The 25078-nt window shown below is 69.9% G+C and carries 23 protein-coding genes, 1 tRNA gene and 7 pseudogenes; 17 read left to right on the top strand and 14 right to left on the bottom strand.

Going from position 1 to position 25078, the window contains the following annotated elements; translation table 11 throughout:
* Position 1: 1 nt before the first annotated feature.
* Together C3488_RS03165 and C3488_RS03160 are read left to right on the top strand one after the other, a co-directional pair.
* Positions 2 to 499 carry a SigE family RNA polymerase sigma factor gene (locus C3488_RS03165; protein ID WP_103837741.1) on the top strand — a complete coding sequence of 166 codons (498 nt, stop codon included), beginning with the start codon at positions 2 to 4 and terminating at the stop codon, positions 497 to 499.
* A 72-nt stretch (positions 500 to 571) separates the two neighbouring features.
* The gene (locus C3488_RS03160) at positions 572 to 1861 is read left to right on the top strand and encodes a hypothetical protein (RefSeq protein WP_103837740.1); all 1290 of its coding nucleotides are present in this window, start codon (positions 572 to 574) and stop codon (positions 1859 to 1861) included.
* 69 nt (positions 1862 to 1930) lie between these two features.
* Here the strand turns inward: C3488_RS03160 and C3488_RS03155 are convergent, their stop codons facing one another.
* From C3488_RS03155 to C3488_RS03140, 4 genes are all read right to left on the bottom strand, one after another.
* Positions 1931 to 2962 carry a LacI family DNA-binding transcriptional regulator gene (locus tag C3488_RS03155; protein WP_103837739.1) on the bottom strand — a complete coding sequence of 344 codons (1032 nt, stop codon included), beginning with the start codon at positions 2960 to 2962 and terminating at the stop codon, positions 1931 to 1933.
* A 69-nt stretch (positions 2963 to 3031) separates the two neighbouring features.
* Positions 3032 to 3865 carry an ATP-binding cassette domain-containing protein gene (locus tag C3488_RS03150; protein WP_103837738.1) on the bottom strand — a complete coding sequence of 278 codons (834 nt, stop codon included), beginning with the start codon at positions 3863 to 3865 and terminating at the stop codon, positions 3032 to 3034.
* Complete coding sequence (locus tag C3488_RS03145; RefSeq protein ID WP_103837737.1) at positions 3862 to 4863, bottom strand: ABC transporter permease; 1002 nt, start codon at positions 4861 to 4863, stop codon at positions 3862 to 3864. Before C3488_RS03145 ends, C3488_RS03150 begins: the two co-directional genes overlap by 4 nt.
* A 109-nt stretch (positions 4864 to 4972) precedes the next feature.
* Positions 4973 to 5998: a sugar ABC transporter substrate-binding protein gene (locus tag C3488_RS03140; protein WP_103837736.1), complete on the bottom strand. Its 1026-nt coding sequence runs from the start codon at positions 5996 to 5998 to the stop codon at positions 4973 to 4975.
* A 418-nt stretch (positions 5999 to 6416) separates the two neighbouring features.
* On the opposite strand from C3488_RS03140, the gene C3488_RS03135 reads away from it, so the two are divergent.
* Positions 6417 to 6710, top strand: coding sequence for a putative quinol monooxygenase (locus tag C3488_RS03135; RefSeq protein ID WP_103837735.1), 294 nt, complete (start codon positions 6417 to 6419; stop codon positions 6708 to 6710).
* A 90-nt stretch (positions 6711 to 6800) separates the two neighbouring features.
* Here C3488_RS03135 and C3488_RS03130 read toward each other — a convergent pair whose 3' ends face one another.
* Positions 6801 to 8000 carry a glycoside hydrolase family 64 protein gene (locus tag C3488_RS03130; protein ID WP_258053266.1) on the bottom strand — a complete coding sequence of 400 codons (1200 nt, stop codon included), beginning with the start codon at positions 7998 to 8000 and terminating at the stop codon, positions 6801 to 6803.
* A 254-nt stretch (positions 8001 to 8254) separates the two neighbouring features.
* On the opposite strand from C3488_RS03130, the gene C3488_RS03125 reads away from it, so the two are divergent.
* From C3488_RS03125 to C3488_RS41270, 6 genes and pseudogenes are all read left to right on the top strand, one after another.
* Positions 8255 to 8635, top strand: a complete 381-nt coding sequence (locus C3488_RS03125) for a hypothetical protein (RefSeq protein WP_146067826.1) — start codon at positions 8255 to 8257, stop codon at positions 8633 to 8635.
* Positions 8636 to 8802: 167 nt separating this feature from the next.
* A complete protein-coding gene (locus C3488_RS03120) occupies positions 8803 to 9297 on the top strand; it encodes a MarR family winged helix-turn-helix transcriptional regulator (RefSeq protein ID WP_103837829.1) in 495 nt (164 codons plus the stop codon).
* A 149-nt stretch (positions 9298 to 9446) separates the two neighbouring features.
* A pseudogene (locus C3488_RS03115) lies at positions 9447 to 10064 on the top strand (DsbA family protein).
* Positions 10065 to 10107: 43 nt separating this feature from the next.
* Positions 10108 to 10914 carry an MBL fold metallo-hydrolase gene (locus C3488_RS03110; RefSeq protein WP_103837732.1) on the top strand — a complete coding sequence of 269 codons (807 nt, stop codon included), beginning with the start codon at positions 10108 to 10110 and terminating at the stop codon, positions 10912 to 10914.
* A 5-nt stretch (positions 10915 to 10919) separates the two neighbouring features.
* Complete coding sequence (locus C3488_RS03105) at positions 10920 to 11342, top strand: nuclear transport factor 2 family protein (protein ID WP_103837828.1); 423 nt, start codon at positions 10920 to 10922, stop codon at positions 11340 to 11342.
* Between the two features lie 200 nt (positions 11343 to 11542).
* Positions 11543 to 11668, top strand: coding sequence for a hypothetical protein (locus C3488_RS41270; protein WP_258053265.1), 126 nt, complete (start codon positions 11543 to 11545; stop codon positions 11666 to 11668).
* Positions 11669 to 11680: 12 nt separating this feature from the next.
* On the opposite strand, the gene C3488_RS03100 is transcribed toward C3488_RS41270, so the two are convergent.
* Positions 11681 to 13066, bottom strand: a complete 1386-nt coding sequence (locus C3488_RS03100) for a helix-turn-helix transcriptional regulator (RefSeq protein ID WP_258053264.1) — start codon at positions 13064 to 13066, stop codon at positions 11681 to 11683.
* A 187-nt stretch (positions 13067 to 13253) separates the two neighbouring features.
* On the opposite strand from C3488_RS03100, the pseudogene C3488_RS03095 reads away from it, so the two are divergent.
* The 3 genes and pseudogenes from C3488_RS03095 to C3488_RS03090 all read left to right on the top strand — a co-directional run bounded on the left by C3488_RS03095 (position 13254) and on the right by C3488_RS03090 (position 14607).
* Positions 13254 to 13969 (top strand): annotated as a pseudogene (locus C3488_RS03095) (DUF4232 domain-containing protein).
* A gap of 59 nt (positions 13970 to 14028) precedes the next feature.
* A complete protein-coding gene (locus C3488_RS41265; protein ID WP_258053263.1) occupies positions 14029 to 14160 on the top strand; it encodes a hypothetical protein in 132 nt (43 codons plus the stop codon).
* Positions 14161 to 14457: 297 nt separating this feature from the next.
* On the top strand, positions 14458 to 14607 hold the full coding sequence (locus C3488_RS03090; RefSeq protein WP_258053262.1) for a hypothetical protein: 150 nt from the start codon (positions 14458 to 14460) through the stop codon (positions 14605 to 14607).
* A gap of 36 nt (positions 14608 to 14643) precedes the next feature.
* On the opposite strand, the pseudogene C3488_RS41260 reads toward C3488_RS03090, so the two are convergent.
* The 4 genes and pseudogenes from C3488_RS41260 to C3488_RS03080 form a co-directional block, all read right to left on the bottom strand.
* Positions 14644 to 14745: pseudogene (locus C3488_RS41260) on the bottom strand (cold shock domain-containing protein); the annotation flags it as partial.
* Positions 14746 to 14898: 153 nt separating this feature from the next.
* Positions 14899 to 16371, bottom strand: coding sequence for an alginate lyase family protein (locus C3488_RS03085; RefSeq protein WP_107528738.1), 1473 nt, complete (start codon positions 16369 to 16371; stop codon positions 14899 to 14901).
* A gap of 191 nt (positions 16372 to 16562) precedes the next feature.
* Positions 16563 to 16629, bottom strand: a tRNA-Phe gene (locus tag C3488_RS40365).
* A 138-nt stretch (positions 16630 to 16767) separates the two neighbouring features.
* Positions 16768 to 17334, bottom strand: coding sequence for a Uma2 family endonuclease (locus tag C3488_RS03080; protein ID WP_103837729.1), 567 nt, complete (start codon positions 17332 to 17334; stop codon positions 16768 to 16770).
* A gap of 426 nt (positions 17335 to 17760) precedes the next feature.
* On the opposite strand from C3488_RS03080, the gene C3488_RS03075 reads away from it, so the two are divergent.
* Positions 17761 to 18990 (top strand): pyridoxal phosphate-dependent aminotransferase, encoded by a 1230-nt coding sequence (locus C3488_RS03075; RefSeq protein ID WP_308460652.1) that lies wholly within the window; start codon positions 17761 to 17763, stop codon positions 18988 to 18990.
* A gap of 59 nt (positions 18991 to 19049) precedes the next feature.
* On the opposite strand, the gene C3488_RS03070 is transcribed toward C3488_RS03075, so the two are convergent.
* Together C3488_RS03070 and C3488_RS03065 are read right to left on the bottom strand one after the other, a co-directional pair.
* A complete protein-coding gene (locus C3488_RS03070; protein ID WP_103837728.1) occupies positions 19050 to 19943 on the bottom strand; it encodes a MurR/RpiR family transcriptional regulator in 894 nt (297 codons plus the stop codon).
* Between the two features lie 39 nt (positions 19944 to 19982).
* Positions 19983 to 20831: a C45 family autoproteolytic acyltransferase/hydolase gene (locus C3488_RS03065; protein WP_103837727.1), complete on the bottom strand. Its 849-nt coding sequence runs from the start codon at positions 20829 to 20831 to the stop codon at positions 19983 to 19985.
* 388 nt (positions 20832 to 21219) lie between these two features.
* Between C3488_RS03065 and C3488_RS03060 the strand changes: the two are divergent.
* The 3 genes and pseudogenes from C3488_RS03060 to C3488_RS03050 all read left to right on the top strand — a co-directional run bounded on the left by C3488_RS03060 (position 21220) and on the right by C3488_RS03050 (position 24389).
* Positions 21220 to 22853 (top strand): annotated as a pseudogene (locus tag C3488_RS03060) (amino acid permease).
* Positions 22854 to 22929: 76 nt separating this feature from the next.
* Positions 22930 to 23700: pseudogene (locus C3488_RS03055) on the top strand (CoA transferase subunit A).
* Positions 23700 to 24389 (top strand): CoA transferase subunit B, encoded by a 690-nt coding sequence (locus tag C3488_RS03050; RefSeq protein ID WP_103837726.1) that lies wholly within the window; start codon positions 23700 to 23702, stop codon positions 24387 to 24389. Before C3488_RS03055 ends, C3488_RS03050 begins: the two are co-directional and overlap by 1 nt.
* A gap of 44 nt (positions 24390 to 24433) precedes the next feature.
* Here C3488_RS03050 and C3488_RS42510 read toward each other — a convergent pair.
* A pseudogene (locus C3488_RS42510) lies at positions 24434 to 24565 on the bottom strand (IS3 family transposase); the annotation flags it as partial.
* Positions 24566 to 24708: 143 nt separating this feature from the next.
* A complete protein-coding gene (locus C3488_RS40360; protein WP_181138863.1) occupies positions 24709 to 24867 on the bottom strand; it encodes a hypothetical protein in 159 nt (52 codons plus the stop codon).
* Between the two features lie 14 nt (positions 24868 to 24881).
* Here C3488_RS40360 and C3488_RS42505 point away from each other — a divergent pair.
* Positions 24882 to 25073, top strand: a pseudogene (locus tag C3488_RS42505) (hypothetical protein); the annotation flags it as partial.
* Positions 25074 to 25078 lie beyond the last annotated feature (5 nt).

The following is a 25078-nucleotide window of genomic DNA, read 5'->3' as shown; positions in this document are numbered from 1 at the left end:
GGTGAGGGAAGCACCCGCGGACTACCTGGAGTTCGCAGCCGCCCGCAGCGGGCCACTGTTCCGGACCGCCTGCCTGCTCACGGGCGACTGGCACCTCGCCGAGGACCTGGTTCAGGAGACCCTCGCCAAGATGTACCGCTCCTGGCGGCGGATCAGCCGGGTGGACTCCCCGGTGGCCTACGCCGACACCGTGCTGGTGCGGACCTTCCTCTCCCAGCGCCGCCGACGCAGCTCCACCGAGCGGCCCAGCGACCGGCTGCCCGACGCGGCAGGCCCGGCGCAGGACGCGGAGCTGTGCATGGCCCTGCTGGACAGCCTGGCCCGGATGACGGCCAAGGACCGTGCCGTGCTGGTGCTCCGCTACTGGGAGGACCGCTCGGTGGAGGAGACCGCACAGATGCTCCAGCTGTCGCCGGGAGCCGTGCGCGCCCAGAGCATGCGCGCCCTGCAACGGCTGCGCGCCCTGCTCGGCGACCAGTTGGCCGACCTGGCCGCATGACGAGCTCGGCCCGGTGGCGCGGTGCGCTCCTCGCCCGGGTCCGACCGACGCCTCAGACGAACGGAGACCCCCATGTCACCCAACGAGGACTTCGAGGAACGGCTGACCCGCGCCATGAGCCGCGCCATCAGCGAGTTCCCGCCCCACTCCGCCGACCTGGTGCGGCGCTCCGTCGCCAGGGGCAGGCGGATGCGGCTGATCCGCGCCACCCAGGTCGCAGCCGCCACGGCCGCCTTCGCGGCGGTCGCCGCGGGCGGCACCCTGATGGCCACGGACGCCCTCGGCAGTGGGGGCGGCGGCTCACCCGAGCAGTTGAGGCCGGGTGGCCCCGTGCACTCCACCGAACAGTCGCCCTCCCGGGCACCGGCGTCCATCAGCGGGGACGAGATGGTCCGCACGCTGAAGAGCCTGCTGCCGTCCGGCGGCACCGTCTTGGCCACCTCGGGCAGGGGTTCCGAGGGGGGCGATACGGTCGTCTGGCCGTCCGCCAGACTCACCTACTCCACCGCCGACGGGACCTCCGGCATCGACATCGCCATCGCGCGGCTGGACTCCGGCGCAGCCGCCGGACAGCAGGGCCAGGGCGGCTGCCTTCCGGTGGAGGTGCGCCCGTACGACAAGTGCACCACCCGGAAGCTCCCGGGCGGCGGGGTGCTCAGCACCACCAAGTCGTTCACCTACCCCAACAGCGACACCGGGCAGAAACGGTGGTACGTCGTGTACACCACCCGCGACGGGGCGCAGCTGACGGTGCAGGAGTTCGGCGGCGGAGGTGAGAAGGGCTCGGCCTCCGGAGCCGACCCGCTGCTGTCGATCGCCCAGCTGACCTCCATCGTGCGCAGCCCGGCCTGGAACACGGCGATCGCCGCGCTGCCCGCCCCGCAGGAGGCGCCCGCCGCCACGTCCTCCGCCGGAGGCAAGCGGGTACCGGGCACGCGCCTGACCGAGGTGCTGAAGTCGCACCTGCCCCGGGGCGGGACCGTGTCCGACGTGAATGCCGACGACGCGCTGGTCCAGCTGGTCTACGACGACGGCCACGGGAAGAACATGGTGGAGGTCGACGTGCAGTACGACCAGACGAGATTCGTGGCCGGCCTCATGGGGTGCGCCGGGGTCTCGGCTGGGTGCGAGGCCGTCACCCTGGCCGACGGCACCAAGGTGAAGAAGGTCAAGGGGCATGCGGAGAAGGGTGGTTCGGCCGCGGTGTGGCTGGTCGACACTCTGCGGAAGGACGGCCGCCGGGTGGCGGTGCGGGAGGTCAACTCGTACGCCGAGAGCGGGCCGGTGACGCGACCGCAGCCGGCTCTGAGCATGGACCAGTTGGTGGCCATCGCGCTCGACGAGAGGTTCTTCACCGGCTGAGCCGGGGCGCGGCTCGGCCCTCTGCGGGCACCCGTCAGGCTCCTTCGGCCCGTCGAGAGTTCGAGAGGGTCACGCCTTCTGCATCACAGGGGCAGGGCACTCGCCCGAGCCCCGGACGATCAGTCGGGTGGGGACGGTGATGGTGCGGGTGCGGGAGCGGTCGCCGTCGAGTCGTGCCAGGGCGGTGGCCGCCGCCGCCCTGCCGATTTCTCCCGGGTCCTGGGCGACGACGGTGAGGGCCGGCTCCAGTACCTCGGCGAGCGGCAGGTCGTCGAACGCGACGACCGCCACGTCCTTCCGTTTGCTGCGGGAGAGTTCGGCGACGATCCCCAGGGCGGCGAAGTTGTTGCCGGCGAACAGGGCCGTGGGCGGGTCCGCCAGGTCGAGCAGGCGCGAGGTCGCGGCGGCGGCCGCCTGGGGGTCGTGGGCGCTGGTGACCAGGGCGCGGTCGTAGGCGAGGCCGGCTTCCTGAAGGGCCGAGCGGTATCCGGCCAGGCGTTCGCGGCGTGTGTACAGCTTGACGGGCAGGTCACCGATGAAACCGATGCGCCGGTGGCCGTGGGCGATCAGATGGGCGACACCCTCCTGGGCACCTGCACGGTTGGAGCTGACGACGCTGTCCGTGGACAGGCCCGCCCCCGGGCGGTCGACGAAGACCACGGGCAGCCCCGCGGCACGATGGGCCTTGAGGTGGGAGTGGTCGGCGCCGACGGACGGCACCACCATCAGGACGCTGACGCGCCGGGCGAGGAACTGGTCCGTCAACGCGTGCTCGCGGCCGGGATCGTCCGCGGAGGAACCCATCAGCAGGGTCAGACCGCGGTCGCGCACCGTGTCCTCGATGCCGCCGGCCACGGCCCCGAAGAACGGGTTGCCGAGGTCCGGGACGACCAGTCCGATGGTGGTGTCGGGTCCGCCCACGCGGATGTTGCGCGCCATGAGGTTCGGCTGGAAGCCGAGCCTGGCCACGGCGGCGAGCACCTGCTGCCTGGTCCGGTCCGAGACGGGTCCGTCCGCGTTGAGGACGCGGGAGACCGTCTTGGCGCTGACGCCGACTTCTCGGGCGACGTCGGCCAGGGTGGGTCGGCGGTTCGCTGCCATGGAGGACCGTTCCGTGTGGGCTCGTCGGTCCCGGCCGCTCGACCGGCCGGAACCGACAAGACTGTCAAGTCAGTTGGCCTGGACGCCGGCGGCCTTGGCCGCCTCGGAATCCGCTACGACGGTACCGCCGGCCTCATCGACGGTGAGCGCGCCGGTCATGATGGCGACGACCTCCGCCATGGAGTAGTCGGAGGGTTTGATCAGGGCGGCCCGCTTGCCCAGCCGGTGGACGTGGATCCGGTCGGCGATCTCGAAGACATGGGGCATGTTGTGGCTGATCAGGACGACCGGCATGCCCTTGTCGCGGACGCGACGGATGAGGTCCAGGACCTGGCCGGACTCCTTGACGCCGAGGGCGGCGGTGGGTTCGTCCATGACGACGACCGTACGGGCCCAGGCGACCGCCCGGGCGACGGCCACGGCCTGGCGCTGGCCGCCGGAGAGGGTCTCGACCGCCTGGGTGAGCGACCGAAGCCCGATCTTCAGGTCGGCCATGTGCTCGGCGGCCTCCTGGCGCATCCGCTTCTTGTCGAGCATGCGGAACGCGCTGCCGAGGAGGCCGGGGCGGCGCAGTTCGCGGCCGAGGAACATGTTGGAGGCGATGTCCATGGAGGCCGCCACGGCGAGGTCCTGGTAGACGGTTTCGATGCCGTGGGCGCGTGCGCTCTGCGGACCGGAGAAGGTGACGGGTTCACCGTTCAGGCGTATCTCGCCCGCGTCCGGGATCACCGCGCCGGTGAGGGCCTTGATGAGGCTGGTCTTGCCGGCGCCGTTGTCGCCGATGACCGCGAGGACCTCGCCGGGCAGCAGGTCGAAGTCGGCGCCGTCGATGGCGGTGACGTGACCGTAGCGCTTGACCAGGCCGCGGGCCTGCAGAACGGGGGTGGGAGAGGTGGCGGTCATCGGGCCTTCTTCCGGGAGATCTGGTCGACGGTCACCGCGAGGATCACCAGGACGCCGGTGATCAGGGTCTGGTAGATGGAGGCGACGCCCATCAGCTGCAGGCCGTTGCGGAAGACGCCGACGATGAGGACGCCGATGAACGTGCCGAGCACCGAACCGCGTCCACCGAAGAGGCTGGTGCCGCCGAGGACCACGGCGGTGATGCTGTCCAGGTTGTCGGTCTGCCCCGCCTGGGGGTCGCCGACTCCGGTGCGCGAGATGAGCAGCAGCGCGGCGATGCCGTACAGCAGGCCCGCGACGGTGTAGATGCCCACGGTCAGCCGGGAGTTGCGGATGCCGTTGAGCCGGGCGGCCTCGGAGCTGTTGCCGAGGGCGTAGACGTGCCGGCCCCACGCCGTGCTGCTCAGCGCGTAGGCGAGCAGCAGGAACAGGGCGATGGTGACCAGGGAGCCGTAGGTGATGTCGGTCCTGCCGAGCGGGAAGGTCTGCCCGAGGGCCGTCAGCGGTCCGGGCAGGTTGGTGACGGTCTGCTCCTGGGAGTAGATGTGGGTCAGCGCGAACGCCACGTTGAGCATGCCGAGGGTCACGATGAACGGCGGCAGCGGGACCTTCTGCACCAGCATCCCGTTGACCAGGCCGAACCCGCCGCAGACGGCGATGCCCAGAGCGATGGCGAGGAGGGGTGGCAGGGTGCCCTGGGCCGCCATCTTGGCGATCAGGATGCTGCCGAACGCCATCACGGCCCCGCACGACAGGTCGATGCCCGCCGTGAGGATGATCAAGGTCTGCCCGATGGCGAGGGTGCCGACGACCATCACCTGCTGGACGATCAGGGAGAAGTTCCCCCCGGAGAGGAACTGATCGGTCGTCAGGGAGAAGAAGACACAGGCCAGCAGGAGGGCGGCCAGCGGGCCGGTCGTCGGTGCCGTCAGCACTCTGCGGGCCGTCGTCGGTCCTTTGAGCTCGGCGTACGGCGTGGTGGTGGACGTGGCGGTCATGCGAAGTCCTTGTCGGAAGACAAGGGGGCGGCCGTCCCACGGTCGGGGAGGTGTGGGGCCGGCCGCCCCGCTGAGGGAAGAGGCGGTGTCGAACGGTCCTCGGGGCGGCTCAGCCCCAGCAGTTCTGCAGGCCGAACCCGGTGTCCTTGGACGTGACCCCGGCCTGCGGCTTGTCGGTGATCAGGGTGACGCCGGTGTCGGTGTAGCCGGACGCCTTCGTGCCGTCCTTGGCGAACGTCGCGACCGCCTTGACGCCGTCGGCGGCCATCTTCAGCGGGTACTGCTGCGAGGTTGCGGCGATCTTGCCGTCCTTGACCGCCTGGGTGCCGGTGCAGCCGCCGTCGACGGAGACGATCAGGACGTCCTTCTCCCGGCCCTTGGCCTTCAGCGCGGTGTAAGCCCCCAGGGCCGCGGGCTCGTTGATGGTGTAGACGACGTTGATGTCGGGCGCCTTCTGCAGGCAGTTCTCCATGGCGGTCTGGCCCTTGGCCTGGTCGCCGCCGGTGTCCTGGGAGCAGACGACGTCCTTGCCGGTGGCGCCGAAGCCCTTCAGGAAGCCGTCGTGCCGCTGGACGCCGACGGAGACGCCCGGCGCGAGGTCGAGCGTGGCTATCTTCGCGGCCTTGCCCTTCATGGCGGCCTTGGCGTACTGGCCGATCAGCTGGCCGGCGTTGAAGTTGTTGGTCGCGAAGAGGGCGTCGACCGCGCTCTGCGGCTCGGGCGGGGTGTCCAGGGCGATCACCAGGACGCCCTTGGCGCGGGCCTTCTGGATCGCGGGCACGATCGCCTTGGAGTCGCTCGGGGTGATCAGGATGCCCTTGACCCCGGAGGCGACCATGTTCTCGATGGCGGTGACCTGACCGGCGTTGTCCCCGTCGAACTTGCCCGCCGCGGTGACCAGTTGGACGCCGTCCTCCTTGGCGGCCTTCTCCGCGCCCTCCTTCATCTTCACGAAGAACGGGTTGGTGTCGGTCTTGGTGATCAGACCGACCTTGACGCCCTTGCCCGAGCCGGAGCCCGCGCTCGCCGAGCCGGAACCGGAGCCGGAACCGCAGGCCGTCAGGGTGAGGGCTGCGATGCCGGTGCACGCGGCGACTCTGAGGAGGGAGGGGGACAGACGAGTGGTGCGAGACATGAACGACTCCTGCGGGATTGCGGTCGGCGCGGCCGGCATCGAAGCATGCCGTCCCGAGGTGTCATCGTTGACATATGTCATCGTTGACACTGCTTGCTTGCCGAGGATGATGGACTCCGCTCCCGGCAACGTCAATGCCTTGTGCTCGTCACAAATCGGCAACGTCCGCCGCGGTCGCCGAACCCGTTGACGCGTGGGCCGTGTTGCCCGCATCATCGTCGGACCCTTCGATGTCATCGATGACATAGGTCGGCGATGACATGCCGGGGGCGGGCGTGTGCCGTACCCACTGCGGTGACGTGGGCTTCGGTGGCGTCCGCGCGCACGTCTGCCCTCTGCGGGTGGAGGACGGCGTGATCCAGACCAGTGGCCCCGGTGCCGTCGAACGGCCACAACGACGACGCAAGGACGCGACACCGTGAAGAAGACCCTGTTCGCCGAGTTCACCGCCCGTGAGGGCGCGGAGGCCGACGTGGCCGGTCTGCTGGGGGAGTACGCCCAGAAGGTGCGCGAGGAGGACGGCAACCTCGCCTTCGACGTGTACACCAAGGCGTCCGACCCGCGCGCCTTCTGGATCTTCGAGGTGTACCGGGACGAGGACGCCTTCCAGGCGCATCTGAAGGCTCCGTACGGCGCCCCGTTCAACGCCGCCCTCGCCCCGCTGATCGAGGAGGACGCGTCCGTGCTGACGTTCCTGGACGCGATGCCCTGATCGGGCCGGGCCGCCCGGAGGCGGCCGCGACTCGCCCGGCTGGTCGTCCCCGGCTCGCTCGCACCGGGTGCGGCGGCCCCGGGATCGGTGTCAGCTGAGCGGGTCGAGGGTCAGGTAGGCCTGGTGCGGACTGCCGTCGTGGACGAGTGACTCCTGGTTCGCGACGTCGTCGAAGGCGAACGCGTAGGCCCTGCCGTCGGTCATCCGGGCGTGGATCTCGCGGGCGTAGTGGTTGGTCACCGAGTCCTGGTAGAAGTTCGCCGTGCTCGTATCCGGCTGGTTGGGGTTGACCAGGAGGGTGGAGCGGTTGAATCCCGCGCACAGCGTCCGTGAAATCGGCCCGCGCACCTGGTCGTTGGGTGCGTCGAGGAGCTTGTGGCAGCCGAAGACGCTGTCTGCGTCCGGCTTCTGGAAGCTGGTGACGACCGCACCGGATGCGTTGGTGAAGTTCATGACGTTGCCCGACACGCGCCCGTAGTACTTCGTGTTCGGCTGGTCGGCGAACGGCGTGACGGTGAGGGTCGTCGTCGCGTACTTCTGCCAGACGCGGCCCACGTAGTCGTCCATGACGGACGCCGCCAGGGCACCGGTCTCCAGGCCGTGCCCTGGCGACAGGGCTCGCAGCACGGCGCCGTCCGACCGGGTCTGGATGAGGTCGGCCCAGCCGCCCGAGTGTCCACGCAGGGCCTCGAAGAAGCCGTTGTAGCCGCCCGGTTCGAGGTGGCCGGTACTGGCCGTGCTCCCGTCGGCGCGCTTCACCCCGACCGCGTAGGGCGCCGAGAACATGTCCACCTGGGTGCTGTTGAGCCACAGGCCGGAGTCGTCGAGCGTGTACTCGGACCAGTTGAACAGGGTGTCGCGGTTGGGGTCGCTCGGGTTCTGCACGGCCGGCTGTACCAGGCCGCCCGTGGTCAGCTTGAACACCAGCTTCCGGCCGTAGGAGAAGTAGATGCGGCCGGAGAACCTGGGGATCTGGATGGTCTTCGACTGTCCGGCCGCGGGGCCGGGGATGGACGCGTCGGGCGCGGGTGCCGGCGGATTGCCGCCGGCGGGCCAGGCGTGGAAGGTGCCGTTCGCGTCCGCCCAGCCCTGCTGTCCCGTCGAGAGCAGGGTGCCGATGTCGTAGACGTGGACCGGCTCGCTGCGTCCCGAGTTGTTGGTCAGCTTCAGGGGGATGGTGTCGGGGACCGCCGCGGCGGCGGACGGGGCCGAGTGCAGCGCGAGGAATGCCGCGAGCAGCGTGGCCGCCGCTGTCGGCGCAAGGAGCCGGTGAGTGAGCCTGCTGAGCACGCTCCACCTCCGTGGGGGGAGTTGGGGGAGGTTGGTCCGTACCTTTTTGAGAGCGCTCTCACCGTCGCATCGGGGTGCGTCCATGTCAATAAGTTGAACGTCGATCGGCTTGCGGCCGGACGCCCTCGGCCGTCCGGCTGGGAGGACGGCCGGGAGGGTGCTTGGGCAGGGGGCCGGTGCAGGGGCCGGCACCCGCCTGAGACGCCGCGTATTTCCGGTGCGGCGCGACGGAAGCGGCTGCCAGAGTGATCGGTGTGGAACTCCCGCCCGAAACCGTGCTCGTCTTCGACCAAGAGGAAGACCTGATCGTCTTCGAATCCTTCGCGCATGCCACGAACTACCTTGAGGCGATGGACGTTTCGGAGGGTGAGTACACGGCGGCGTACTCACCGGAGGGTCGCGTGCTGGTGCTGACCGCTCCCGAGGGGCCGGAAGGCCGGGTCGTTCTGACCAGGACCGCCAGAAGTGACCGGGCCGACCTGGAGCGGAGAGTGGCCCGCTACTGGCGACGCCACCAGATGGGCCGGTCCCCGCGTGACCCGCTACGGACAGCCCGCTTCCTGATGGACAGGGACAACCGGCCCCGCGCGGGATGGCTGAGCCGGGTCACCGCCCTGCTGAGAGGCAACCGCTGAGAGCGGTGAGGCCATGTCCTGGTCGCCACCGAGGGCCCGCTTGCTGCCTCGGCGTGCCGAAGCGCATCCCGTGTCCGTGGCACGGCCGACGCAGGACCGGGCAGAGGCTGCTGTGGGGGATGATCGAACGGCATGGGGGCGGGTACGACGAGAGGGGTCCCGGGGTCGTGGACGAACAGCTGGAGATTTCGACGCCGCAGGATGCCGCGAACAACGCGCTCGTCCTGGCCTTCGGGCGGCTGCAGGGGGCTGCCAACCGGCTGGAGTACATCCTGGGGCGGTCCCTGGAACAGGAGTGCGGAATCAGCCATCTCATGTACGAGGTGTTGCTCATCCTGGGGCGCGCCGGCGAGCCGGGGCTGTCGATGCGGGCCATCGCCCAGGAGCAGGTGCTGACCACCGGGGGCGCGACTCGGCTGGTGGACCGCATGGAGGCGGCCGGGCTGGTCGAGCGGGCCGAGGACCCCGGCGACCGGCGAGGACGGCTGGTACGCCTGACCCGGAAGGGTGCGGAGGCCACCGTGGCCGCTTCCCGCGTGCATGTGGACAACATCCGCCGTTTCTTCCTGGCGCCGCTTCCGCCGGCGCATCGTGACCGGTTCGCCGAGGATCTCCGGATCCTGAGTCATGCGGCGCGGGACGTCCTGCCGCGGCTGCCCTGACGTCGAGCAGTCGGCGGTGCCGCTGCCGTCATGGCCGCAGAGGCAGGGGTGTGGCAGCGGTCACACCGGAATATCTGACTAGTCAGTTACTGTTTTCTCAGGCGAATCGCCCGCGTCCGGCGGGCGCCGCACCCCTGTCGAGGCCTTCGATGAAGCTCGTCTACGTCTTCGACGCCTATTGCGGCTGGTCGCACGGGTTCTCCGGAACGCTGAGCGAGGTCGTCTCCCATCACCCCGAACTGCCGGTCGAGGTCGTGTCCGGCGGGCTGTTCACCGGATCACGCCGGACGCCGATCCGCGAGTTCGGCTACGTCCAGGGCGCGAACGCCAAGATCGCCGAGCTGACCGGTGCCGAGTTCGGCGAGGCGTATGAGCGGCTGATCGCCGACGGCTCGTTCGTCATGGACTCGGAAGCCGCTGCACGCGGGGTCGCCGCCCTGCGCCAGGCCGCTCCCGCCCGTGCGGCGGAACTGGCCATCGCACTGCAGAGGGCCTTCTACGTCGACGGCCGCAGCCTCTCCGACCCCGGGACCTAACGGAAGGTCGCCGAGGAGGCCGGCCTGGACGCCGACGCCGTGGTCGCCGCCTTCGAAGGTGCCAAGTCGCGGGTGGCGGCGCAAGCCGACTTCCACCGGGCCGTGTCGTTGGGCGTCACCGGCTTCCCCACCCTCCTCGCCGTCGACGGCGACCGTGTCGCCGCGCTGGCCCATGGCCACGCCACCGCCGAGGAAGTGGACCGGCGCCTCGCGGCTCTTCGTACTCACTGAGCTTCCACCGTCCCCGACCACCCCTCCCCGCAAGGAGTCAAAAGTGAGCACCCTCTCCTTCAAGGTCCTCGACCTGGACTTCCCGGCCGGCAGCAAGAACAAGACCGCCACCCTCGTCACCGGCGAGCACGAGGCCCTGCTGGTCGACGCCGGCTTCACCCGGGCCGACGGCCACCGCCTGGCCGCCGAGATCCTCGACTCGGGCAGGAAGCTGACCACCGTGTTCGTCAGCCACGGCGACCCCGACTTCTACTTCGGTGCCGAAGTGATCGCCGATGCCTTCCCGGAGGCGAAGTTCGTCGCCACCCCGATCGTCATCGAGCACATCAAGCACTCCTACGAGGGCAAGCTCAAGGCGTGGGCGGCCCTCGGCCCCAACCTCCCCACCCGCCTGGTCGAGTTGCAGCCGCTGAACGGCGACCTGACCCTGGAGGGCCATCGCTTCGAGCTCAAGGGCGGCCCGGCCGGGCTGCCCGACCGGCACCACCTGTGGCAGGCCGATCGGCGCGCGATCCTCGGTGGCGTCCTGTTGTTCCAGAAGGAACACGTGTGGGTCGCCGACACGCCCACCCCGGGCGACCGTGCGGCCTGGGTCGAGCTGCTGGACGAGATGGCCGCGCTCGAGCCGGAACTGGTCGTGCCCGGCCACCGGCTGCCCGGCACCCCCGCCGACGGCTCCGCCATCACCGCCACCCGCGCGTACCTTCTCGCCTTCGAGGAGGAGCTCGGCAAGGCAGCCGACGGCGCCGCGCTGACGGACGCGCTGGTCAAGCGGTACCCGGAGAACGGCATGCTGATCGCCGCTCAGATCGGTGCCAAGGTCGCCAAGGGCGAGATGAAGTGGGGCTGAGCGCCATGACGCACGACAGCACCGACTTCGCGACCTCCGCCGCCCCGGCCGACGTCGTGCGCCGTCAGTACCTGGCCTCGGCGGCCGGCGACCTGGAGGCGCTGCGCGCCACGCTCGCCCCGGAGGTCGAGTGGACGGAGATGGCCGGTTTTCCGCTCGCCGGTACCTACCGCACCCCCGAGGGGGTCACATCGAACGTGATGGAGAGGCTCGGCCAGGACTGGGACGGCTGGACCGCCCACGACGACACCTACGTCGTCGACGGCGAGAACGTCGTCGCGCTGGCCCGTTACACCGCGACCAACAAGGCGACCGGCAAACCGATCGACGTCCGCGTCGCCCATCACTTCGTGGTCCGCGGCGGCCTGATCGTCCGCTTCGAGCAGTTCGTCGACACCGCGCTCGTCCGCGACGCGATGACCGCCTGACTCCCGGCAGCCCGGCACCGGGCCGTACGCCGCGGTCCGCTGCGCGCCCTGCACGGCACGGACCGCTCCGCCCGCGCCCGCCGGCCGCGCGCCACCCCCACCGGGAACCTCGTGGCGGACACCGTCGCCTCGCTCGACGGCCCGATCACCGCCAGCGCGCTCGCCGAACGCCCGGGCATCTCCCGGCCGACGGCCCAGCGTTGGCCGACCTTGCCGCGGACGGCACGATCCGCATCGAACTGCGGTACGGCGCCGCCGGCCGTCCGGAGCACCTCTACTCGGGGAGCGGGGAGAACGGTGAGGACACGGAGCCGGGTCCGGGCTGATCCCGGGCCCTGTCAGCCGGTCCGTTCGATCCACTCGCTGCCGCCCAGCGGGTAGTCGTAGCCCGGACGGCCCACGTCGGCGCTGGTGCGGAACGAGGAGCCGCCGTCGTCGATGTGGACGGTGCCGCGGCGGCTGCCGCTGGACCAGTCCAGGGTGAGGTCCCAGCGAACGTCGTGGGCCTTGGTGTGGGCGGTGACGTAGAAGACCTCCGGGTCGGACTCGCTGACCTTGTACGGGAAGTCGCGCTGGCCGTTCTTGGCGGTGACCGTGGGACTGCCGTCGTCGAGGTCGATGTCGAACGACTTGGTGTCGACGTTTCCTCCGCAGCCCACGCCCATCGAGTAGTCGTTCCAGGCGAGCGGCGCGCCCTTGGCGATGACGCGGACGTGCAACGCCTCCAGGACGACGGTGTCCTCGCCGGTGCCCTGGACGGTGAGAGCGATCTCCTGCGCGCCTGAGGACACCGCCCCGTACGCGGCGGCCCAGCGCGGGGCGTCCTGCTCGTTCGCCGGCGGACCCACCTGCTCGGGTTCGCTGTTGACGAGGAAATGCTGGCTGCACGGGTTGTCGTAGACGTAGGGACGGGTGGCGACGGTGAGAGGAGCGGCGCCGGTGGCGCCGCCGCCGGGCCGCCGGGCCCCGCCCTGCTTGCCGCCGTCCTTCGAGGAGCCGGATCCGGCACCCTCGGACGCGGTGCCGGCGGAGGCCGGTGCGGACGGCTTGTGGTCCTTCGCGCTCGGGGACGGGGAGGCGGACGGCTTTTTGGCGTCCGTCATGCCGGTGGCCGTACCGGTGGTCGTGGCGGTGGCACCGGCCGCCTGTCGGCCGCCGGTGTCGTTCCCGACGCCGAACGGACGCACGGTGAGCACGACGGCTCCCAGGGTGGCGGCCACCGCTACCGAGGCGATCAGCACGGTACGGCGACGACGTGGCGGCGCGAGCTCGCGCGGCACGTCGACGACGACCTGCTCACCGTCCTCGTCGTCGCTCTCCCCCTCGCCCTCGCCCCGTCCGTCCGGTGCGGGTGATCCTCGATCCGCCGTATCGACCGTTTCCGCCGCATCGGCGGTATCCGCCGTACCAGCCGAACCGGCTCCCTGTCCCGAACCCGTCGCCGCGGCCTGCTCGGCCCTGTTCCCTCGTGCCGCGTCCGCCAGGATCCAGCGCCGGTGCAACTCCACCAGCTCGTCCGGCGTTGCCCGGCAGATCCTGGCCAGGCGCTCCACCGGTGCGTACTCGACGGGCACCGCTGTGCCGTTGCAGTAGCGGTGCAGCGTCGACGTGCTCATGTGCAGCCGCTTGGCAAGCGCCCCGTAGCTCAGTCCCGAGCGGTCCTTGAGCTCCCGCAGCAGGTGCGCGAACGCCTCCGTTCCGCCGGCCCCTGTTGCCCCCGACACCCGTTCCCCCATCCCCTCGTGTTCCAGTACCGCGTTCCAGGGCCGCTGCCTTCTCCCTGGTCAGAGCGCGTTTCGCTGTTCCAGCGTCCCCAACTGCCCGCTGTGCCTGGCAGTTGGGACAGAACGCCCCACAAGCTTCGGTCATCCAATCACCACCTCCACCCGAACACCGAAGGGGCACGGCCACATGTCCAATCTCCGCACCTCCCGCACTCGTCTCGTCGGCGCCGCCGCTACCGTCGTTCTCGCCGCGCTCTCCCTGACCGCAGCAACGACGGCAGCGGCGTCCGCAACGAGGGTGCATCGGCGACCACCGCGCCGGCCGGTAACTCCTCCGCCGGCGCCTCTTCCTCATCCGGAACTTCGACTTCCAGCTCCGGCTCCGGCTCCTCCTCCCCGGAGGCCAGGCCCGCCACCGGCACCACGAGGCCCGCCGCGGACACCTCTGCGTCGAAGGCGCCCGTCTCCTCCGGCAAGCCAGTCACCTGCGAGGGGTCCAACACCAAGACGGTCGCGGCCCCGCTGAACCGCCCCGTGAACCACATGCTGCTCACGGTGACCAACACCGGCAGCAAGAGCTGCTTCCTCTACGGCTACCCGGCCGTCCGTTTCGGCGAGGCCCAGGCCGTGCCTCCGGTCATCCGGGAATCGCAGCCGCAGGCAGTCGTCACGCTTGAGCCGGGCCAGTCCGGCTACGCCTCGGTGAACCTGTCCGCCACCGACGGCAGCGGTTCCAACGGCCACACCGTGAACTCGCTGACCGTCTACTTCCGCGGCCGCTCCGGCAACGAGAGCGTCGGCGCGGCCGCCCACCCCTCGCTGCCCGCGAAGGGTGTCTACGTCGACGACTCGCTCAAGGTCACGTACTGGCAGCAGTCGATGGACGACGCCATCAACTGGTGACGCCGAGCGCGCGCTCGATGAACCGGCCCACAGACCCGAGAGCAAGCAGGTGACCCGACATGCACAGCACCCGCAGGATCTCCAGCTTCGTGACCGCCTACGTCGCCGCCGCCTTCCAAGTGATCGTCCTGGGCGGCACAGGCCACCTCCCGGAGGAGGCGGGAGTCCTCCGGCGCCGCCCCACGGTCTGAACACGCCGACCGTGGGGGCGCACAGCTGATCACGCCGACCGTGGGGGGCGCACAGCTGATCACGCCGGACAGCAAGAAGGCCCGGGTCTCCGACCCGGGCCTTGGCCGTGGAACCCACGTCTGCGGGGCGTAGGTCTCCCCCTCTCCTCACCCCTGATCAGGCACGTCGAGCAGTCTGAAGCCCGCCTGGGCGGCCACGGCGACGCCGGCGGCGTATCTCGGCCTTCAGCTCCGGGATAACCGGCCTCGCGACCAGCTCGAGGCGCCGACGGCGACGACCCCGACCGCCGGCCCGTCGTGGTCCGGACCTTCGACAACAAGGACGTCCCCTTCGACTGCCAGGCCGCGGAGTTCGTCTGCCGCGTTCTCATCGACCCGCACCACCGGTTCACGATGGCCCGCTATTTCGACACCCACTGGTTCATGAACTACCGGGAGAGCGACTGACAGAACCTCTAGCGTCGTCGACGTCGGGCCCGGACGTCAGGCCGACCGAGGCACGAGGCTCACTGCCCGGTAGCCGCACCCGTCTTGCTTGAAGCCGGGGGCTTCCCACTGGAGGTCCACCCGCTGTCCCGGCGACAGCCCACTGCCGCAGGGCACCGCACCCGGCACGTACACCGTCGGGCCGGGGTGTTGATCCATGCGGTCTCGCGGGTGCCGGGAGTGTAGGGCCGCAGGCCGGGGTCCAGGGGCCAGGGCCGGATGTAGAGGACCCCGGGAATGTGGTGCATCGTCCTACGACGCCCCGTGGCGACCCCGGTCGCGGCGGCGCAGGAAGAGCAGGCCGCCGGCGATGGCGGTGACGCCCGCGGCGGCCGTCCACCCGACGATCTCGCCGGAGCCGGTCGCGGCGAGGCCGCCCCCCGCGGTGGTGGAGGCGGAAGCGGAGGCCGATGCGGTGGCCGCCGTCTGGGGCCGCGAGTCGGAGGCGGTGACCGAGGGTGAAGTGGCGGACGTCGGTGTGGCCTTGGTGTCCGTCGCCTTGTCCCGCGTGAACGCCAGCGTCCCGAAGCCGAGCTGGTCGAACCCGCCGCTGTTGGGCCCGTAGTCCCCGCCGCCGCCCTCGGGCGCGGCCTTGGCGGCGATCTGCGTGAGGTAGGTGGCGGACAGCCCGCGTCGCTTGGTGTAGTGGTTGGCGACCATGGCCCAGACCGGCCGCATCTGCGCGGGGTCGGCGGGGGCGACGTTGGTGGGGTGCTGGATCCCCGGCCGACGGTCCAGGCTGGCGTAGGGCGTGTACGGCACATTCCCGCCCAGGCTCCACTTGGCCACGTACTGGGCGCCCTTGAGGAAGCGGTTGTCGTCGTAGCCGTACAGGTCGATGCCCTGGTTCCAGGCCATCTCGCAGATGGTGCCCATCAGGCCGACGCCCATCAGCGAGTGCCCCTGGTCGCGCCCGGCCTCCATCCACTGGGCGAGCCCGTCGTCGTGCACGACCGGAATGGCGTGCTTGATCGAGCCCATGCCGTCGCCGCTCTTGAAGTACTCGACGGCCCGCTCGACCTTGGCCCGGTCGTCGCAGAAGATGCCCGTGGCCAGCGCGCAGGCCATGTTGCACAGGTCCCAGTTGGGCCAGTAGTGGGGGGTGGGAGTGCCGTTGTGGCGGACGAGAAAGTCCTCACTCACCGAGTAGAAGACGTCGAGCAGCATCTTCTGGAACCGGCCGAGCTCGAAGTCCGGGTGGTCGCGGACGAGTTCGGCTGCGTTGGCGGCCTGGTACCCGTATATCCCGGCGGCCAGGAACCGGTCGGCGCTGCCGTCGACCTTCGTCAGCTTCGCCGACCAGGCGTTGAGGATCGCGACGGCGGTGTCGGCGTGGGCGCTGTCACCACTGACGTGGTAGCGCAGGGCGTTCTGGTACGCGGCGTGGATGTCGTTGTAGAGGATCCCGTAGTTCTGCGGCCACGTGCTGCGGGGGCGCAGTTCCACGCCCCGGTACACGATGGTCTGCGGATTGGGCGTCCAGCCGCTCTGCGAATGCCGGTTGGCGGTCAGCTTCGCGTACCCGGCGGTGTAGGGCGAGGCGCCGGCCTTCACCTTGGCGGCCATACGGGCGAGGTCGGCGCCGGTGTGGAGGAGGCCGGGGTGCGCGAAGGCCCCGCCAGCGGCCACCGAGGGGGTGGCGACGGTGGCGAGGCCGACGGCTCCGGCTGCGGCGCCCGTGGCCTTGAGCATGGTGCGGCGGCTGATCTGTCGTGTCGCATGCATGCCATGGAGACGGGCGGGGGCGAGGCCGATAACGAAAACTGGACGGGCCGTGGTGCAAAGGGCCGCCGGGCATGGCCGCCCGGCACCCCGCCTCGGCCGCGCAGCGCGACCAGGGCAGGTCTCACCCACGACGTCGGCCGGTTAGAACCCCTCCCTGGGGGAGAAACCCAGTTCGGAGCGGTAACGCGTCCTGCCCCCGGCAGGATTCGAACCTGCGACACCCGCTTCAGGAGTGGGATCGAATCCCTGCCGGGGGGCTGCCTGGCGCTGCCGCTCGGTGCTGTTTCCCCTGGTCAGAACCGTGTGGCGAGCCACTTGATCCGGCTCATGCCGCCGTGTATCGGGCAGTGCGCTCACGCATTGCTCACGCGTCGCGGACTGCCAAGCAGTGCATGGTCAGAGCTTGCCGAGGTCGATCTCCACCGGGAAGGGAGCCGCTACCTTGAGGATGCCGGTGAACACGTCTCCGTCCCGGTAGGTCTTCGTGGCGGGGTCGAGAACGTAGGTGTACACGAGAGGAACGCCTGTCGCGGCCTGCTCCATCCGCCAGTAGAAGCCGATGCCTGCCTTGGCGTACTGGTCGACCTTCACGATCCGGTCGGTGGTCTCCGACCCTGGTGACACCACCTCCGCGACCAGCAGCACGTGCTCAGGGCGGGTGGGGGTGATGTCGATCGTGTCTGCGCGATACACGATGACGTCCGGGCGGCGATTGGTGAGCGGGACGTCCTGAAGCCGGACGTCGAAGTCCGTGTCGGCGTTCCACTCCGGGCCCGCGGCGGCATCCAGGGCGTTCGCCAGAATCCGAGCGAGCCGGTTGTGCCGCTTGGACGCGCTCGGACTCACGACGACCATCCCGTCCACGATCTCGATACCGGCGCACTGCTCCTCGGACCAGGAGTCGTACTCCTCCGCCGTGATCTGCTCATGCATCCATGCCGGGGCCACCATCTCGGCCGTCATGAAGCACCTCCTGGACGCTGTGCTGCGGGCCCGATCCCGCTGGATTCAGCGTACTGTCCGCCATCCGTCCGGCACGCTGCTCTCTGGCTCACTCCTCGCCCAGGCGCTCTGCTGATCGCCGGCGGTGTGGGGATCACGCCCGTGCGGGCCACGCCGGAGTAGGGGAGATCGGCGGTCCACCGCGCTCGTGATGTCGTGACGGCCCGCTGGCGTGCCGTGAGGTCAGCGCGGGATGGATGTCGTGAGCTGACTCGCGTGCCTGAACTACGTGGTGGGTGGCCTGCAGGGCGGACCGGCACTCGATGGGGTGTCCCCCTCCCTTGTGTGCAAATTGATTTGCACGTACTCTGCCGAACGCAGGAGATATTGCCTGACTCTGTCGAGCTAGTGAGGAGTGTGGGCGCCGTGACGATGCATTCGGCGACCTTGGCGATCAACGAGACACTGGCGGCCCGTCGGGCCGCAGGCCAGACGGTGCTGCATCTGGGTTTCGGCGAGGCAGGTCTGCCGGTGCCGGATTCGGTGGCTGCGGTGCTGGCCGGGGCGGTCGGACGCAACAGTTACGGCCCTGTCGTCGGGTCGGTGGAGGCACGGGAGGCTGCGGCCGGCTGGTTCTCGCGCCGGGGTTTGAACACGGAGCCGGACCAGGTGGTGTTCGCGCCGGGCAGCAAGCCGCTGCTCTTCGCTCTCATGCTGGCGCTGCCCGGAGATGTCGTGCTGCCTTGCCCGTCGTGGGTGAGCTACGCGGCCCAGGCATCGCTGGCGGCGAAGCGGACGATCGACGTTCCCATACCGGCCGAGGCCGGCGGCGTGCCGGATCCGCGGCTGCTGGAGCAGGCGCTGGAAGCGGCGCGGGCGACCGGTGCCCGGCCGGGGATTCTCGTGCTGACCGTGCCTGACAACCCGACCGGCACGGTGGCGCGGGAGGACCATGTGCGGGAGGTATGCGCGATCGCCGAGAAGTGGGGGCTCGTGGTGATCGCGGACGAGATCTACGCTGACCTGGTCCATGACGGACAGGCGCCCAGCGCCACGGATTTCCTGCCGCAGCGCACGGTGGTGACCACTGGTCTGAGCAAGTCGATGGCACTGGGCGGCTGGCGGATCGGCATGGCCCGGGTGCCGCAGGGCGCCTGGGGGCAGAGTCTGATGAACGATCTGGTCGGGGTGGCCAGTGAGATCTGGTCGAGCCTGGCCGCACCCATGCAGGCGGTGGCCGTTCATGTGCTGCACGACCCGCCGGAGCTGGTGACCCACATCGCGCAGTCGCGGCGCCTGCATGCCGCCGTGGCGCAGGCGGTGCACGCCGAGTTCATCGCCGCCGGCGCCGTGTGCCGGAGGCCGGAGGCCGGCTTCTACCTGTATCCCGACTTCGAGCCGCTACGGCCCATCCTGGCCGCTCAGGGCATCGAGGGCGGAGTGTCGCTGGCCGATGCGCTGCTGGAGCGCCACGGCGTGGGCGTCCTGGCCGGTGAGGCGTTCGGCGACACTCCGGACGGCCTGCGCGTGCGGGTGGCGACCAGCCTGCTGTACGGGGAGTCCGCCTCTGAGCGCTGGAAGGCGCTGGACAGCGACGACCCGGTGTCGCTGCCGTGGATAGCTTCCTCGCTGGAGCACCTGCGCGGCGCGCTGAGGAGCCTGACGCAGCACGGCTGAGCGGCCGGCACCGCGGGATGCGGAAGGGGGACAGTACATGCTGTCCCCCTTCCGCGTTCTCACTTCTCCCGGGATTCGTAGACGGAGAACGTCTCGAGCAGCTCCTCTTCCCGCAGCAGGGTGGAACGGGCCTCGTGTCCGCGGGCCTGGGCCACACCTGTGGCCAGCGCCTGGACGAGGGAAGTGAAGGCGCTCAGGGACCTCAGCACGAACGGCCCGGTGGCGTCGATGTAGAACGCCTGATCGGCGGTGGTGGCCAGAGGCGATGACGGGTTGTCGGTCAGCGCCAGGCACCAGGCGCCGCGGGAGTGGGCCCAGGCGGCGGCCTTGACGGTCTCGGCGCTGTAGCGGTGGATGGAGATCGCCACGAAGCAGTCCCCCTCCCGGACGCGGCGCAGTTCGTCGGTGAGGCTGCCGGCGGCGCCCGTGACGGTGTGCACCTCTTCGCGGAGCATGCGCAGGAGGTAGCCCAGCAGGTAGCCAGGGGCGTAGCACTTACGCAGCCCCATCACGTGGACGCGAGGGCTGTCGGCAAGGGCCTTGACGGCGGCCTGCCAGTCTTCGGGATTGATGCGCGCGAAGGTGCGGGCGATGTTGGCCTGGTCGAGGGCGACGGCCCGCTGCAGCGGGTCGCCCCCCTCGGCGGTGAACTGCTGGAGCTGGTTGTAGCGGCGCAGCAGCTGGGCCTGCTCGCGCAGCCGTTCACGGCACAGCCGGGTCAGGCCCGGGTAGCCGTCCAGGCCCAGGCTTGTGGCGAACCGGACGACGGTGGCCTCGTTCACGCCGACAGTGGCAGCGAGCTCCGAGACCGTCATGAAGGCCACGCCCTCGGGGTCGGCCATCACCCGGTCGGCCAGGAGGCGCTGTGCACGGGTCAGGGTGTCCCCGCGCTGATGCAGGACGGAAAGGAGTTCGTCGTAGGTCTGCGGCGAAGACTGCGGTTGAGAGGCCATGCCAACGATTGTCTCCCGGTGACGGGACAGTCGTGAGGGTCACCGTGCGTCGGTGTTGCCGCGTACGTAGGCGGACAACGGCAAGGTGGCGGATGGGTGACCGGGAATGCGCAGGGTGATGCTGTCCGCGTCGAGGTCGGTGACAGTGGTGCACAGGGTCATCAGCGGGTCGGAGCCGGCGGCCGTGCGGTAGACACCGTGGGGCAGAGGGGCCGACGTCAGCGTGTCCAGGAACCAGTCGACGGACGGCTCCCGGTCCGGCACGTCGAGTCCGTCGAGGACTTTGCCGCGGGCCTGGCTCTCCTCATACCCTCCCAGACTGCCGGCGGCCCGCTGCCCGAGGCTGCCGACACCTGAGGACGGCTGCGTGCTCGGTACGTCCGGAGGGAGGGGGTGGTGGCGCAGGTGGTTGGTGTGCCACTGGAGCGGATGGGTGGGCTGGACCTCGACCACCGCCGACCGTCCGGCGACGGCCTCGACCACCCGGCCGCTCTCACGCTCTCCGATGGTGTAGGCGAAGCCGCCGGCGGAGGGGACGGTGCGGAGGAGGTGTACGGCGGCCTCCAGGTCGGGGGCCTGCTGTAGTGCTCGGGCGACAAAGTGACGGCCGGCCGCGAGAGCGGGGCGTGTGGCCTGGATGTGGTTGATGCCCCACACCAGCCCGTGTCCGGTGGCGGTGTAGGTGTTGGAGGGAAGGAAGCCCGGGTACCACTGGGTGGTCACGGGGGCGTCGCCGTCGATGAGCAGCGTCAGCAGCATCAGCCGGCCCTCCAGCGCCGGGGCCCCGTCCTCGTTGTGTGCGACGTACGAGCGCGAGCGGCGCCACCCCAGATCGGTGCAGCCCGAGCCGTCATCGGTGCCCAGATCGCCTCGGAGGTTGGTCAGCATCAAAGACTGCGGGCGCCGCAAAGACCTCTTCCCGCCCCCCGCCGACCACCAGCCACCGCAGTCCCGCGAACTCCTGCTCGCGCACGTGAGCGCCCATGCTGCACCTTTCGTCAAGCACGCGGTCCGGGTAGGACGCGCAAGCCCCGTTGATTAAAAATCAACTTGCCGCCACATCTTGCAGTGCAGTTTAATTTGCACACAAGGGGTGGTCGCCCCTGCAGGCCCCGCTCGGTTCACGCGCCGTTGCCCGGGTGGACCCAAGACCCCGGCACCTTGCCACCCCGAAGAGGTGCCGGGGATCTTTCTTGCCTCCGGGGGCCATCATCGGGGCTTGCGTGCGCGGCCCTCGCTCCTGAGTGGCGCACGTTCATTGCGTCGTCGACATGGAATGCAAGTGTGCTTGCACTCTTCATTCTTCCTGGTAAGGGGTGCCCTGAGGGGTGCCGTCAGGGTCCGGAATCGCGAGCGACGGCGTACTCGAACCTCGATCCAGGCCCTTGACGCGAAACAGATTTGCCTGCGTACTAAGTCATGCAAGTTTCATTGCGTAGTGGCTGGTCTGCGCGCACTCCGCATCCGCATTCGGCCCAGGAGGCCCCTCATGAGCACACCCCCTGGTGGCAGTGGCTCCGTGCATCTGCGCGGCGCCCTGGCCAACCGGCAACTGACGATGATCGCCATCGGCGGCGTCATCGGCGCGGGCCTCTTCGTCGGCAGCGGCAAGGCGATCCATCTGGCCGGCCCCGCGGTGCTGATCGCATACACGCTCATCGGCGCGCTGGTCGTCCTGGTGATGCGCATGCTCGCCGAGATGTCGGTCGCCCAGCCGGAGACCGGCTCGTTCTCCAGCTACGCGGGCCGCGAACTCGGCCGGTGGGCCGGCCTGTCGGTGGGCTGGCTCTACGCCTACCACTGGTGCGTTGTCATCGGCTTCGAAGCGATCGCCGGGGCGGCCATCGCCAACCAACTGCTCCCCGGGGTTCCGACCTGGCTCGCCGCACTGGTCATCATGGCGGCCCTCATGGCCGTCAACTTCTCCCGCGTGGAGTCGTTCGGGCGCTTCGAGTTCTGGTTCGCCATGATCAAGGTGGCTGCCATCGTGGCCTTCCTGCTCATCGGACTCGCCGCCATCCTCGGCGCCGCGCCTTCCAGTGATTCGCCGGGCCTGGGCAACCTGACCGGCCACGGCGGATTCGCCCCCAACGGCTGGCTGCCGGTGCTCCAAGCGTCCCTGGTGGTGTTCTTCTCCTACTTCGGCACCGAGGCCATCACCATCGCCGCCGGCGAGGCCCAGCACCCCGCCGAGGCCGTCCGCGCCGGCATGCGCGCGTCGTGTGGCGCATCCTGCTCTTCTACATCGGCGCCATCGCCATCGTGGTCACCCTCCTGCCCTGGAACTCGACAGCCGTCACCAAGAGCCCGTTCGTGGCCGTGCTGGAACACCTGGACATCCCCTACGCCGCGCCTGTCATGAACTTCATCGTCCTGACCGCCGTGCTGTCCTGCCTCAACTCCGGCCTGTACTCCTCCTCGCGCATGATCTACAGCCTCGCCCGGCGCGGCGAGGCGCCCAAGGTGTTCGGCCGCACCCTCTCCAACGGCTGCCCCGCCGCCGGCGTCCTGCTGGCCTCCAGCGTCGGACTGGCCACCGTCGTGGCCAACTACTTCCTGCCGACCACCAGCGTCTTCGAGTTCCTCCTGGACTCCTCCGGATCCATCGCGGTCGTCATCTACGTGGCCATCACCGTGACCCACCTGCGTGCCCGCGTTCGCATAGAGCGGGAGGCGCCGCACCTGCTCACCCTGCGCATGCGGGGCTTCCCCCACCTGAACCTGCTCGTGCTGGCGGCACTGCTGACCATCATCGGCGGCATGGCGATGCATGCCTCAACCAGCCGTTCGCTCTTCCTCACCCTGCTGGTCACCGCCGTCGCGGTCCTCGCAGGCGTCGTCCACCAGCGGCGCCGAGTCCTCGGCGATGAGATACCGGACGCGGAGCGCTCCACCGCCCATACAGGCTGAGCCCACCGACGCACACACGAGCCTTCGCCCCGGCACGCTCGGGGCGAAGGCTCTTCAAGGAAGGACCACGACAGACGTGGACAAGGTGATCGAGACCGCCGAGTCGGCCGTCGCCGACATTCCTGACGGAGCCTCACTGGCTGTCGGAGGGTTCGGGCTGTGGCGGCATCCCCGAAACCCTCATCGGCGCCCTGCACGACCAAGGCGCCGGCGAACTGCACGTCGTCTCCAACAACTGCGGCGTCGACGACGCGGGTCTCGGTGTGCTGCTCGGCGCCGGAAGCATCGCCCGTGTCACCGGCTCCTACGTCGGTGAGAACAAGGAGTTCGCCCGCCAGTACCTGGCCGGGGAGATCGAGCTCGAACTCATCCCCCAGGGCACCCTCGCCGAGCGTCTGCGCGCCGGAGGCTGCGGCATCCCCGCCTTCTACACCCCCGCGGGCGTCGGCACGCAGATAGCCGACGGCGGGCTGCCCTGGCGATACGACGGAGCCGGAGGCATCACCACCGCCTCACCACCCAAGGAGACACGCTCCTTCAACGGCAGGACGTTCGTCCTGGAAGAAGCCATCACCTGCGACTACGCGCTGGTGCGCGCCGCGCGCGGGACCGCCACGGCAACCTGGTCTTCCGCCGTGCCGCGGGCAACTTCAACGCACTCGCAGCTATGGCCGGACGGATCACGATCGCCGAGGTCGAAGAACTCGTCGAGCCCGGCACCATCCCGCCCGAAGCGGTCCACCTCCCCGGCATCTTCGTCAACCGGGTCATCGGCCCCGTCCCCGCCGGCGGCAAGCGAATCGAGAAGCGCACGGTGCGCTCCACCCACGAAGCCGGAGAGAACTGATGCCCTGGACCCGCCAGCAGATGGCAGCCCGCGCCGCCGCCGAACTCCCCGACGGCGCCTACGTCAACCTCGGCATCGGACTGCCCACCCTCATCCCCAACCACCTTCCCCCCGGCATCCACGTCGTCCTCCACAGCGAGAACGGCATCCTGGGAACTGGCCCCTACCCCGCCGAAACCGACGTCGACCCCGACCTCATCAACGCCGGCAAGGAAACCGTCACTACTTTCCCCGGCGCCGCCTACTTCGACTCCGCCCTCTCCTTCGGCATGATCCGCGGCGGCCACATCGACGTCGCCGTCCTCGGAGCCATGCAGGTCTCTCAGAACGGCGACCTCGCCAACTGGACCATCCCCGGCAAGATGATCAAGGGCATGGGCGGCGTCATGGACCTCGTACACGGAGCGCGCAAAGTCATCGCCCTCACCGACCACAACGCCAAAGACGGCACTCCCAAGATCGTCACGGAATGCACCCTGCCGCTGACCGGTTTGGCTTGCGTCCAGCGCATCATCACCGACCTCTCCGTCATCGACGTCACCCCAGACGGTCTGGTTCTTGCCGAACTCGCCCCGGACGTCAGCGTCGAAGAGGTCCGCCGTCGTACACAAGCCGATCTACACACTCCAGCAACGATTCGCCCGGGCGAGGCTTTCGCTGGAGGTGCCGGGGCATTCAGTTGCCGATGAGCGCATAGCGCCGGTCGCAGATCGAGGGGATTCACCGCCATGGCCTTGGCGACCGTGTTCCCCGACACTCGCCGGCCGCGCCGGACCAGCTCGATGAACACCTTCGGCGAACCGTAAGTGTTCCCGGATCGCTGGAAGATCTCCTCGATCTCTTCCGCCAAGTGCTGCCGGTGCACCGCACGTGCGGCCGGTTCACGATCGCGCCACTTGTAGAACCAGGACTTGGACACGCCCAGTGCCCGGCAGCCGATGCGGTGCGGAATCTGTTCGGCCTTGCAGCTGCTGATCACCCTGGCCGCCACGGCCGGGTCTTCCTCAGCTACTTCACCCGCAAGGCCACGAATCGCTGGCGCACATCACGCTCCATCTTCAGCTCGCGGATGCGCTTGTCCGTCTCCTTCAGCTCGCGGATGCGCTTGTCCGTCTCCCGGGCCTCGGCCCGCAGTCGCTCCAGCTCGGCCCGCTCACCCTCCCGCAAGCGCCCCCCCGAGCCTGCCCCGCCGACGCCTGGACGGGCGTGTCCGACGACGGCGGGCCGCTGCGCTTGACCCGCGAAACCCAGCAGACCCTCACCCGCGGTTCATCGAGCTGTACGAGGAGATCGGCCTCCCGCCGGTCCGGCTCCACGACCTCCGCCACGGCGCAGCGACCCTCGCCCACGCGGCCGGGGCCGACCTGAAGGACATCCA

Origin of the sequence: Streptomyces sp. Ru72, from assembly GCF_002920635.1 — a bacterium.
Lineage (GTDB): Bacteria > Actinomycetota > Actinomycetes > Streptomycetales > Streptomycetaceae > Streptomyces.
The sequence above is the reverse complement of the archived record's forward strand: the minus strand, read 5'-3'. Positions and strand labels throughout refer to the sequence as shown.